Genomic DNA, 10,691 nt, shown 5'->3' with positions numbered 1-10,691 from the left:
CCCGTAGTGAGCGGTTTTGCGGCTCCTGCGGAGCCGATCGCAGGCTGCGCCAGCGGTTACAGAGTCAGCTGAAGAGTTCGGAGGCCTGGCTGGCGGCCGAGAGTTCGTCGGTGAACTTCAACAGCAGCGGCGCCAGTTCATGCAGGCGCGCCAGCGGCATACGCGCACTGGGGCCGGCGATGCTCAGCACTCCGACCACCCGGCCGTCGACCGGATGACGCACCACCGCGGCCACCGCCGAGGTGCCCACCGCCGAGCTTTCCTCGACCCAGGCGTAGCCCTGTTCCCGAGCCAGGCGCAGGCGTTCGAGCAGTTCGATATTCGAGCGCGGCGCGTTCGGTCCAAGATCTGCGGGGATCTCGGCGGCCTGGCGCTCCACCAGCGACAACGCCTCGGCATCGCTCAGGCAGGCCAGCCAGGCATGCCCGGAAGCGGTGTAGAACAACGGCGCCTCGCGCCCCATGTCGGGGTCGTAGCGCAATCCGGAACGGGCGCCCTGGGACTTGGCGATCCAGGTCTGGCGCTCATCCTCGATCACCCCGAGGCGCACCAGCTCGCCGGTTTCCTGGGCCAGCCGGTCGAGCACCGGCTGGACGATATCCGCGCCGCTGCTGGACAGGTAGCGAAAGCCCATGGCCACCAGCTTGGTCGACAGGTGATAGCGCAGGCTGTCCGGGTTCTGGCGCACGTAGCCCAGGCGGATCAGCTCCGCCAACAGCCGGTGGGTGGCGCTTTTGGGGATGCTCAGCTGCTCGGCCAGGGTCTGCATCGGCAGGCCGCGGGGGTCGCTGGTAAGACTTTCCAGAACGCTGAAGACGCGCTCGATTTGACTGCCGGCCATGGTCGGGTCCAGACGAAATTTGGCCGATTCTAGTGACAACCGGCGCAATGGGGAAACACACCGCGGCCTCGTTCGATAACCGCCCATAAAAACCTCGGCACGGCGCAGATGATCCTGCCCTCGCCTTGCTGTCGACTATTCGACTCCGTATATTTTTTGGAATCAAGTTCCAAAAATAATAATCGTTCGTTTAGCGGAGTTGCTTCTTCCATGCCTGCCACCGCCTCCCTGCACCACCCCGATATCGATTGCGACGTGCTGGTCGTCGGCTCCGGCGCCGCCGGCCTTTCGGCGGCCGTGACCGCGGCCTGGCATGGCCTGAAGGTCATAGTGGTGGAGAAAGACCCGGTGTTCGGCGGCGCCACCGCCTGGTCCGGCGGCTGGGCCTGGGTGCCGTGCAACCCGCTGGCGCGACGGGCCGGCATAGTCGAAGACGTGGAACTGCCGCGGACTTACCTGAAGCACGAACTGGGCGAACGCTACCGGCCAGCACTGATCGACGCCTTCCTCGAGGCCGGGCCGCGCATGGTGTCGTTCTTCGAGCGTCATACCGCGCTGCAATTCGCCGACGGCAACGCCATCGCCGATATCCACGGCAATACGCCGGGCGCCGGCACCGGCGGACGCTCGGTGATCGCCGCGCCCTACGATGGGCGCGAGGTCGGCACGCTGCTCAAGCGCCTGCGCAAGACCATGCGCGAAACCTCGTTCATCGGCATGCCGATCATGGCCGGCGCCGACCTTGCGGCCTTCCTCAACCTGAGCCGTTCGCTGCCGGCGGCCTGGCATGTGAGCAAACGCGTCGCTCGCCACCTGCGCGACCTCGTCACCCATCGCCGCGCCCTGCAACTGGTCAACGGTGTGGCGCTGGTGGCGCGCCTGGCCAAGTCGGCGCAGGACCTTGGCGTGTTGCTCTGGGAATCGGCGCCGGTCACCGAATTGCTGCGTGACGGCGACGCGGTGACCGGGGCGATTGTCAGCAGCGCCACCCGGGGGCCCATTCGTATCCACGCCCGCAAAGCGGTGGTGCTGGCGGCCGGTGGTTTCGCCAACGACATCGAGCGGCGCAAGGCGCTGTTCCCACGCACGCCCACCGGCCACGAACACCTGGCCCTACCGCCGTTGGCAGTCTCGGGCGACGGCTTGCGCCTGGGGGAAAGCGTCGGTGCCCGGGTCGATACCGACATGGAATCCCCCGTGGCCTGGGCCCCGGTCTCCGCGGTGCCCTACCAGGACGGCAGCCGCGGGCATTTCCCGCACATCATCGAGCGCGGCAAGCCGGGGATCATCGGCGTCTTGCGCAACGGCCAACGCTTCGTCAACGAAGCCGACGGTTACTACGACTATGTGCGAGCGATGGTCGCGGCGGCGCCCGAGGGCGAAGAAGTGGCGTCGTGGCTGATCTGCAGCCACGGCTTCCAGCGCCGCTATGGCCTGGGCATCTCCCGGCCCTTCCCGGTGCCGCTGGCGCCCTTTATCCGCAGTGGTTACCTGAAGCGTGGCGCGAGCATCGAGGAACTGGCCCAGGCTTGCGGCATCGAGGTGAACGGCTTGCGCGCCACCCTGGCGGAATACAACCGGCATGCCCGACAAGGCCAGGACCCGCTGTTCGGCCGGGGCTCGACGCCCTACAACCGCAAGCAGGGCGACCCGCGCCAGCAACCCAACCCGTGCGTGGCGCCCATCGAACAGGGGCCGTTCTACGCGGTGAAAGTCCAGCCGGGCTGCTTCGGAACGTTCGCCGGGCTCAAGGTCAACCCCCACGCCCAGGTGCTCGACGGCCAGGGCCAGGCCATCGCCGGCCTGTACGCCGCCGGCAGCGACATGGCCAGTATCATGGGCGGCCACTACCCCGCCGGCGGCATCAATCTCGGCCCGGCGCTGACCTTCGGCTACATCGCCGGTCGGCACATCGCGGGCGCCAGCGCTTACGAATAAGGCGGCATTCAACTTCGAAAAGGGTGTGGTTCTTGAGATCGCTTGAAGGCCCTGCGGACCTTATCGCAGGCTGCGCCAGCGGCTACAGAAAGCACGGAATCCCTGTAGCCGCTGCCGAGCCCGCGAGGCTGCGATCGGGCGCGCAGCGGCCGCAAAACGGGCGACCGCGTTCAGCGTGCCCTACCGCAGCAACCCCAAATCAGACCGGGCCACTTCCGGCACCAATGGCCAATCAGAAATCGAAGAACACCGTCTCCCCTTCCCCCTGGATGCGGATATCGAAGCGGTACGCCCGCTGCCCATCCACGTCACAGGGATGCGCCAGCAGGGTGTCGCGCCGCTGCGGCTGCTCGATCAGGTTCAGCACCGGGCAGGCGGCGTTGGCTTCCGGCTCGTCGGCGAAATACAGGCGCGTGTGCAGGTGGATGTTGATCCCCCGGGCGAACAGCGCCACGTTGATGTGCGGCGCCATCGGCACCCCGGCGGCGTTGTTCACCACGCCCGGCTTGACCGTGTGCAGCGTCCACTCGCCGGCATCGAAGGTGGTGGCCGTGCGCCCGAAGCTGTTGAAGGCTTTCTCCGAATCGAACACAGGGTCGTAGACGCCCTCGTGGTTGGCTTGCCAGAACTCAAGGAATGAGTCGCGCACCAGATGGCCGTTGCCGTCATACACGTGGCCGATCAGCAGGATCTTTTCCCCCTGGGCGTCGGGCCCGGCCATCCGGTTCCAGATCTCGTCGCTGCGGGTCGGGTTGCCCGCGGCGGCCAGCGCCAGGCCGATGTGCACATAAGGGCCGGCCGTTTGCGAAGGGGTTTCAGGCAGTAATTGGATAGGCATGGCGGGCTCCTCAGCAATTCTCGAAGTGGGTCTTGCGCTGGCCGCGCAACACGATGTCGAAGCGATAGGCCAGGCAGTCCATCGGGTTGGCACTGCTCATGTCCAGCCGCGCGATCAGGCTCTGCACCGCCTGCGGATTGGCGATCGACTTGACGATCGGGCACAGCGGGATCAGCGGGTCGCCCTCGAAATACAGCTGGGTGATCAACCGCGTGGCGATCGACGGCCCGCTGATGGAGAAGTGAATATGCGCCGGGCGCCAGTCGTTCGGGCCGTTGCGCCACGGGTAAGGGCCGGGCTTGATGGTGCGGAAGCTGTAGTAGCCGTCACGGTCGGTCAGGGCCCGACCGACGCCGCCGAAGTTCGGGTCCAGCGGCGCCAGGTAGCGGTCGTTCTTGTGCCGGTAACGGCCACCGGCGTTGGCTTGCCACATCTCCACCAGGGTGTGGGGAATCGGCTGGCCGTACTGATCGCAGACCCGGCCGGCGACGATGATCCGCTCGCCCACCGGCAAGCCGCCGTTATTGAAGTTGAGCAGCAGGTCGTTGTCGAAACGCCCGGTCTTCAGATGGGAGAAATCGGGGCCGCTGGTTTCGCTCAGCGATTGCGGGATGCTCACCAGCGCCTGGCGTGGCGAACGAGCCACGGAGGTCTTGTAGTCGGGGGTCAGGGCCTTGGGATGCCAATTACGGTCACGGATAACGAAGCGACTGCTGTCTGCATCAGACATGTCGGTCTCCTGTTGTTTGATTTATGGAGCGCAGCCCGCGCAGTTTCAAACAACGGCAGCCCGACGACTATTGAAAAGCCCCCTCAAGAACATAACCAAAAGGTTATGGGTAACGCCCCTCGCGATAGGCCTGCCCGACTTCCCGCAGCACCTCGACGCACCATTGCGCCGCCAGCGACAGCGGCAGGCTGGCGTTGCTGGAGATGCCCACCGAGCCGCCCGGCTCGCGCTGCCCCAGGTCGATCTCGCGCAGCTCGCCATTGGCCAGGTCCAGGCGCACCGCATCCAGCGGGGCGATCCACAGTGCATCGCTGGACAGCGCATAACGCCGGCTCAAGGCCACCGAGAGGGTTTCCAGGCGCTGGCGCGACTGGCTGATGCCGCACTGCACGAACAGGCTGTCGGCGAATTTGCGGATGGTGGTACCGGCCAGCGGCAGTACCAGCGGGTAGCGCTCCAGCGCATGCCGATCCAGCGGCCCGTGCAGCAACGGATGATCGGGGCGCGCCACCAGGGTCATCGACTCGCTGTACAGATGCTCGAAGCTCAGGCCCTGGATCTGCGGGCTGTCCGTCATGCGCCCGACCACCAGGTCGACATCGCCGACCCGCAACTGCGACAGCAGGTAGGCGCTGGGGCCGGTGACCACGCTCACCACCAGCGCCGAATGCCGTTCGTGCAGGCGCCGCACCACCTCCGGCAGCAGCAGGCTTTCGGCGGTCGAAAGCACACCCAGGCGCACCACGCCGGCGGCATATTCGCCACCACGCAAGGTGTTCACCCCCTCGCGCAGGGCCTGCACCGAGGGCCCGGCGTAACGCAGAAAGGCCATGCCGGCCTCGGTCAGGCTGAGCCCGGCCTTGCTCCGGGCGAACAGCCGGGTGTCGAGCAGTTCTTCCAGTTCCTTGAGGGTTTTCGACATCGCCGGCTGGCTTACCGCGAGCACATCCGCCGCCCGCGCCAGGCTGCCCTGGCGAGACATTTCAAGAAAACATACGAGATGACGGAATTTGATGCGGGTATCGATGTTCAAAGGAGGCCCCGGATGTGTCGCGACAGGATCGATGCGGCTGCGGGCAATGGTAGCGTGCATGCAAAAGGCTGACGACCGGACTGGCGTCTGCCCTACTCACCAGCAACACTGATCAGCAAATTAGAACGAGGATTCACCCATGCTTTGGAAAAAAGGACGGCGCAGCGACAACGTGGTGGATGCTCGCGATGACAGCGGCGGCGGTGGAGGCGGCGGTCTGCGCTTTGGCGGCGGCAAGGGGCTGAGCCTGACCGCCATCATCCTGATCGTCGGCATCGGCTGGGTCACCGGCCAGGACCCGTTGCAAATCCTCGGGCAGCTCGCCGGGCAGATGGATCAGTCCTCGGCGCCCGCCACCACCCAGCAGACCCGCCAGGCGCCGCCGGCCAACGACGAGCAGGCGGAATTCGTGCGCTCCATCCTCGGCGACACCGAAGACACCTGGGGCCAGATCTTCCAACAGGCCGGACGCGCCTATCAGCAACCCAAGCTCATCCTGTTCCGTGGCCGGGTGAACTCCGCCTGCGGCTCGGCGACCTCCGCCACCGGCCCGTTCTATTGCCCGGCCGACCAGCAGGTGTACCTGGACATGGACTTCTTCCGCGAGATGGACCAGCGCTTCTCGGCCGCCGGCGACTTCGCCCAGGCCTACGTGATCGCCCACGAAATCGGCCACCACGTACAGACCCTGCTCGGCGTCTCGGCGAAGATCCAGGCGGCCCGCCAACAAGGCCGGCAGATGGAAGGCGACGGCGGCCTGCTGGTGCGCCAGGAACTGCAGGCCGACTGCCTGGCGGGCGTCTGGGCCAACCATGCTCAGAAACGCCTGAACTGGCTGGAGCCGGGGGATATCGAAGAAGCCCTGAACGCCGCCAACGCCATCGGTGACGACCGCCTGCAACAGCAAGGCCAGGGCCGCGTGGTACCGGACTCCTTCACCCATGGCAGCTCGGCGCAACGGGTGCGCTGGTTCAAGACAGGTTTCGCTCAAGGCCAAGTCGGCCAGTGCGACACCTTCGCGGCGAAGAGTCTGTAATGCGCCGGGTACTGGTGCTGCTCACGTTATGGATGATCTGCGCCGGCGCGCAGGCAGCGGAAAATGGCGTCAAGACGGTCAGCCCCGCACGGCTGAACCTCGAAGGCGGCGAACTGGCCATCGGCCTGAGCCAGGACTGGCAGCGGCCGCTGCCCGAGGTCCAGCGGGCGCTGATCATCGTCCACGGGCGCCTGCGTAATGCCCAGACCTACCTGCAAAGCGCCGAACAGGCCGCCAGCCAGGCCGGGCAAAGCGCGTCCACCCTGGTGGTCGTCCCGCAGTTTCTCAACCAGAGCGATATCGAGCGTCACCAACTACCCGACTCGCTGCTGCGCTGGCAGGGCAATGACTGGATGGCCGGCGAGCCGTCCAGCGGGCCCAGGGCGGTCAGTTCCTATGCGGTGCTGGATGCGATCATCACGCGGCTGAGCGATCGCCAGCAGTTCCCGTCCCTGACCGAGATCGTCATCGCCGGCCACTCCGGTGGCGCCCAGGTGGTGCAGCGTTTCGCCCTGCTCGGCCAGCACCATCCGGCCCTGGAGGATGACGGCATCAAGCTGCGCTACGTCATCGCCAACCCGTCGTCCTATGCCTACTTCGACGAGCAGCGCCCGGTGAAGGTCGATGCCGGCGCGTGCCCCGGCTTCAACCACTGGAAGTACGGCCTGCTCAAGCTGCCGGCCTACGCCGCCGGCCAGACCGCGCAGCAACTGGAACAGAGCTACGTCAAGCGCGATATCACCTACCTGCTGGGCAAACAGGACACCGACCCGCACCACCCGGCGCTGGACACCAGCTGCGCCGCCGAGGCCCAGGGCGCCTACCGCTTGATTCGCGGGCACAACTATTTCAACTACCTGAAACAGCGCCATCCCCAGGGATTGCAACAGCAATTGATCGAAGTGCCCGGCGTCGGGCATGACGGCGACAAGATGTTCACTTCGCCCGAGGGGCAGAAGGCATTGTTCGGCCAATAAGCTCGGCCAATAAACAGAGTGAGATCAGCAAGAACGCTATCGCGAGCAAGCTCGCGATGGATCTCAGGCCAAAAGCATCTGCTTCAGGACCACGCAATCCTCGGCATGCCAGTCGGCCAGCTGCGGCCACGGGTTATCCGGCAGGTTGACCAGCACCGTATGGGTGCCCGCCGCGCGACCGCAGTCGAGGTCGAAGCGGTAGTCGCCGACCATCACCATCTCGGCGGGCGCCACCTCCCAGGCCGCGGCCAGCTTCAGCAAGCCGCCCGGGTGAGGCTTGGGCGGCGCTTCGTCGCGCCCCAGCACGTCTTCGACGGCAAAGCAGTCGGCCAGGCCGATGGCCTCCAGGGTGATATGGGCCAGCTCCCGTGCATTGCGGGTCAGGATGCCCAGGCGATAGCCCCGCGCCGCCAGCTCCCGCACCAGCTCCACCGCCCCCGGCGCCGGGCGCGAACCCAAGGCCAGGTCGCGCTCGTGCTCCAGCAGCCAGGCGTGTTTCGCTGCGGCTTCAGCGGCGGGCAAGGCCGCGAGGTGGGTCAGAATGTCATGCTCCGGCGGGATCCCCAGCGCTTCGCGGATAGCCGCGAAATCATGCACGGCCACCGTCAGGGTGCCGTCCATGTCGAACACCCAATGCCGCACCTCGGCCAGGCTCATGCCCAGTCCTTGCGGTGGCGGATCAGGCCTTCCTGGGTCACCGACGCCACCAGCTGGCCGGCGCGGTTGAACACGCTGCCACGGGAGAAACCGCGGGAATTGCCGGCCCACGGGCTGTCCATGGCATACAGCAGCCAGTCGTCGGCGCGCAGGTCGGCATGGAACCACAGCGCGTGGTCGAGGCTGGCGACCTGCATGTCCTTCTGCCACACCGACTTGCCGTGGGGCAGCATCGAGGTGGTCAGCAGGCCGAAGTCCGAGGCGTAGGCCAGCAGGTATTTATGCAGCGCGGGAATGTCCGGCAGACTGCCGTCGGCGCGGAACCAGACGTATTTGATCGGGTCCGCCGGCTGCGGGTTGTAAGGGTCTTTCTCGGTGACCGGGCGCACTTCGATGGGCTTGGGGCACAGCAGTTTTTCGCGCATGTGCTCAGGGATCAGGTGCGCGCGCTGCTGGGTGATCTCCAGCTCCGACGGCAGGTTTTCCGGGCCGACCACCTGGGGCATCGTGTCCTGGTGCTCGAAGCCATCCTCGTCGTACTGGAACGAGGCGCTGCAGGTGAAGATCGGGTTGCCCTTCTGGATCGCCGTCACCCGGCGGGTGCTGAAGCTGCCGCCATCGCGCACCCGGTCGACCTGATACACCACCGGCAGCGCCGCGTCGCCCGGGCGCAGGAAATAACCGTGCAGCGAATGCACATGGCGGGCCTCTTCGACAGTCTGGCTGGCCGCGGACAGGGACTGACCCAACACCTGGCCGCCGAACAGCTGGCGGAAACCCAGGTCCTGGCTGCGACCGCGAAACAGGTTTTCCTCGATCGGTTCCAGGGTCAACAGGTCGACCAGATCATCCAACACGTGGCTCATTCAGACTCTCCTCACACAGAGCAATGCCGCGCAGTCTTCGCTGCCGCGGTCGATTCAATCGGGTTCACACACATGGGCACACTCCAGATGCCCCCGACCTGCTATCCATGCAAGGTTTCCAACCATTGTTCGCGGTTGATGCGATACAGCACATGATGACGCAGCGGATGCTCGCTGCCGAGCTTTGGGTGATCGAAATCGTCGTCCGCAGCGTGTTGCATGCCGATGGCCTGCATGACTTTCTGCGACGGCAGGTTGCTGGTGGTGGTGAAGGCGACGATCTCCTTCAGGGCCAGGCGATCGAAACCACAGCGCAACGCGGTCCAGGCCGCTTCGCTGGCATAGCCCAGGCCCCAGTGCTCGCGCGCCAGGCGCCAGCCGATTTCCACCGCCGGGGTGAACGGCGCCTCGAAGCCCACCACGCCCAGCCCGGTAAAACCGATAAAGGCCCCGGTATCCTTGCGCTCCAGCGCCCACGTGCCAAAACCGTGCTCGGCGAAATGCCCACGGATCCGACCGATCAGCGCAGCGCTTTCCAGGCGGCTCAAAGGGGCCGGAAAATAACGCATCACCTGCGGATCGGCACACATCGCCGCGAACGCCGGCAAATCCTCGTCGCGCCACTGGCGCAACAGCAGTCGAGCACTTTCGAGTTGCAGTATCGGCTCCATCGTCCCCTCCATTTCCATGCGTGCCAGTCTACATCGCTGGTAGGATCCTTTTCGGATTCCTACATGAAATTGCCATGCCACTGCCGCTGATCTACCACGACGACTACAGCCCTGAGTTCCCGGCGGAGCACCGCTTCCCCATGGACAAGTTTCGCCTGCTGCGCGACCACCTGGTGGACAGCGGCCTGACCCGCGATGCCGACCTGCTGCGCCCGGAGCTGTGCCCCAGGGAAATTCTCGCCCTGGCCCACGACCCTGGGTATATCGAACGCTATATGGCCGGCGAGTTGTCGCGGGAAGACCAGCGGCGCCTCGGCCTGCCCTGGAACGAAGCCCTGGCCCGGCGCACCGTGCGCGCTGTCGGCGGCTCGTTGCTGGCCGCCGAACAGGCCCTGGAGCATGGCCTGGCCTGTCACCTGGCCGGCGGCACCCATCACGCCCACTACGACCACCCGGCGGGCTTCTGCATCTTCAACGACCTGGCGGTAATCAGCCATTACCTGCTGGAAGCCGGGCGGGTCAGCCGGGTGCTGATCTTCGACTGCGACGTGCACCAGGGAGACGGCACCGCGCGGATTCTCGAACATACCCCGGACGCCGTGACTGTCTCGCTGCACTGCGAAAAAAACTTCCCGGCGCGCAAGGCCAGCAGCGACTGGGACATCCCCCTGCCGATGGGCATGGGCGACGCCGACTACCTGAAGGTGGTCGACGATGCCCTCAATTACCTGCTGCCGCTGTACCAGCCGGACCTGGTGCTGTACGACGCCGGGGTGGATGTGCACCAGGACGATGCCCTGGGTTACCTGAAGCTGACCGACCAGGGCGTCGCCGCCCGCGACGAACAGGTGATGCGCCATTGCCTGGGCCGCGACATCCCGGTGCTGGGGGTGATCGGCGGTGGCTACAGCAAGGACCGCCAGGCCCTGGCCCGGCGCCACGGCATCCTCCACCACAGCGCGCAACGGGTGTGGACGTCATTGGGTTGCCATTGAAAAATGAGCGCCGCCGCGTCATCAGGTTGTCATCAAAAGATGGGCGTCTTACCCCCAACCGCTGTGGAGCCGCTTGTGGATAACCTGCGCGTAAGCCGCTGCACGCCAG

Annotated in this window: 11 protein-coding genes; 4 read left to right on the top strand and 7 right to left on the bottom strand. The window is 65.9% G+C overall.

From position 1 onward, the window contains the following. Positions 1-64: 64 nt before the first annotated feature. Positions 65-841: an IclR family transcriptional regulator gene (locus BM019_RS23540; protein ID WP_092420686.1), complete on the bottom strand. Its 777-nt coding sequence runs from the start codon at positions 839-841 to the stop codon at positions 65-67. Positions 842-1,051: 210 nt separating this feature from the next. Between BM019_RS23540 and BM019_RS23535 the strand changes: the two genes are divergently transcribed. After that, positions 1,052-2,779: an FAD-dependent oxidoreductase gene (locus tag BM019_RS23535; protein WP_092420683.1), complete on the top strand. Its 1,728-nt coding sequence runs from the start codon at positions 1,052-1,054 to the stop codon at positions 2,777-2,779. Positions 2,780-3,011: 232 nt separating this feature from the next. Here BM019_RS23535 and pcaG read toward each other — a convergent pair whose 3' ends face one another. From pcaG to pcaQ, 3 genes are all read right to left on the bottom strand, one after another. Beyond that, positions 3,012-3,617: a protocatechuate 3,4-dioxygenase subunit alpha gene (pcaG, locus tag BM019_RS23530; RefSeq protein WP_009045754.1), complete on the bottom strand. Its 606-nt coding sequence runs from the start codon at positions 3,615-3,617 to the stop codon at positions 3,012-3,014. 10 nt (positions 3,618-3,627) lie between these two features. Next, positions 3,628-4,347 carry a protocatechuate 3,4-dioxygenase subunit beta gene (pcaH, locus tag BM019_RS23525; protein ID WP_053262773.1) on the bottom strand — a complete coding sequence of 240 codons (720 nt, stop codon included), beginning with the start codon at positions 4,345-4,347 and terminating at the stop codon, positions 3,628-3,630. A gap of 103 nt (positions 4,348-4,450) precedes the next feature. Beyond that, positions 4,451-5,380 carry a pca operon transcription factor PcaQ gene (pcaQ, locus tag BM019_RS23520; RefSeq protein ID WP_062824513.1) on the bottom strand — a complete coding sequence of 310 codons (930 nt, stop codon included), beginning with the start codon at positions 5,378-5,380 and terminating at the stop codon, positions 4,451-4,453. Between the two features lie 139 nt (positions 5,381-5,519). Here pcaQ and BM019_RS23515 point away from each other — a divergent pair, with 139 nt between their 5' ends. Next, positions 5,520-6,416 carry a KPN_02809 family neutral zinc metallopeptidase gene (locus BM019_RS23515; RefSeq protein ID WP_092420680.1) on the top strand — a complete coding sequence of 299 codons (897 nt, stop codon included), beginning with the start codon at positions 5,520-5,522 and terminating at the stop codon, positions 6,414-6,416. Further along, positions 6,416-7,393 carry a hypothetical protein gene (locus tag BM019_RS23510; protein ID WP_092420677.1) on the top strand — a complete coding sequence of 326 codons (978 nt, stop codon included), beginning with the start codon at positions 6,416-6,418 and terminating at the stop codon, positions 7,391-7,393. Before BM019_RS23515 ends, BM019_RS23510 begins: the two co-directional genes overlap by 1 nt. Positions 7,394-7,456: 63 nt before the next feature. On the opposite strand, the gene BM019_RS23505 is transcribed toward BM019_RS23510, so the two are convergent. The 3 genes from BM019_RS23505 to BM019_RS23495 form a co-directional block, all read right to left on the bottom strand. Next, positions 7,457-8,050, bottom strand: coding sequence for an HAD family hydrolase (locus BM019_RS23505; RefSeq protein WP_092420674.1), 594 nt, complete (start codon positions 8,048-8,050; stop codon positions 7,457-7,459). Beyond that, positions 8,047-8,916: an acyl-CoA thioesterase II gene (gene tesB / locus BM019_RS23500; protein ID WP_092420670.1), complete on the bottom strand. Its 870-nt coding sequence runs from the start codon at positions 8,914-8,916 to the stop codon at positions 8,047-8,049. Before tesB ends, BM019_RS23505 begins: the two co-directional genes overlap by 4 nt. Positions 8,917-9,017: 101 nt before the next feature. Continuing rightward, positions 9,018-9,587, bottom strand: coding sequence for a GNAT family N-acetyltransferase (locus BM019_RS23495; RefSeq protein ID WP_009045759.1), 570 nt, complete (start codon positions 9,585-9,587; stop codon positions 9,018-9,020). Positions 9,588-9,661: 74 nt separating this feature from the next. Between BM019_RS23495 and BM019_RS23490 the strand changes: the two genes are divergently transcribed. After that, a complete protein-coding gene (locus tag BM019_RS23490; protein ID WP_092420667.1) occupies positions 9,662-10,582 on the top strand; it encodes a histone deacetylase family protein in 921 nt (306 codons plus the stop codon). Positions 10,583-10,691: the final 109 nt, after the last annotated feature.

The sequence above is a fragment of the Pseudomonas sp. NFPP07 genome (assembly GCF_900115645.1).
Classification (GTDB): domain Bacteria; phylum Pseudomonadota; class Gammaproteobacteria; order Pseudomonadales; family Pseudomonadaceae; genus Aquipseudomonas; species Aquipseudomonas chlororaphis.
The sequence above is the reverse complement of the archived record's forward strand: the minus strand, read 5'-3'. Positions and strand labels throughout refer to the sequence as shown.

What these genes read in the sequence shown, in the direction of transcription:
- BM019_RS23540 (WP_092420686.1), bottom strand. Translation starts at nt 841, where the DNA reads ATGGCCGGCAGTCAAATCGAGCGCGTCTTCAGCGTTCTGGAAAGTCTT.
- BM019_RS23535 (WP_092420683.1), top strand. Translation starts at nt 1,052, where the DNA reads ATGCCTGCCACCGCCTCCCTGCACCACCCCGATATCGATTGCGACGTG.
- pcaG (WP_009045754.1), bottom strand. Translation starts at nt 3,617, where the DNA reads ATGCCTATCCAATTACTGCCTGAAACCCCTTCGCAAACGGCCGGCCCT.
- pcaH (WP_053262773.1), bottom strand. Translation starts at nt 4,347, where the DNA reads ATGTCTGATGCAGACAGCAGTCGCTTCGTTATCCGTGACCGTAATTGG.
- BM019_RS23515 (WP_092420680.1), top strand. Translation starts at nt 5,520, where the DNA reads ATGCTTTGGAAAAAAGGACGGCGCAGCGACAACGTGGTGGATGCTCGC.
- BM019_RS23510 (WP_092420677.1), top strand. Translation starts at nt 6,416, where the DNA reads ATGCGCCGGGTACTGGTGCTGCTCACGTTATGGATGATCTGCGCCGGC.
- BM019_RS23505 (WP_092420674.1), bottom strand. Translation starts at nt 8,050, where the DNA reads ATGAGCCTGGCCGAGGTGCGGCATTGGGTGTTCGACATGGACGGCACC.
- tesB (WP_092420670.1), bottom strand. Translation starts at nt 8,916, where the DNA reads ATGAGCCACGTGTTGGATGATCTGGTCGACCTGTTGACCCTGGAACCG.
- BM019_RS23495 (WP_009045759.1), bottom strand. Translation starts at nt 9,587, where the DNA reads ATGGAGCCGATACTGCAACTCGAAAGTGCTCGACTGCTGTTGCGCCAG.
- BM019_RS23490 (WP_092420667.1), top strand. Translation starts at nt 9,662, where the DNA reads ATGCCACTGCCGCTGATCTACCACGACGACTACAGCCCTGAGTTCCCG.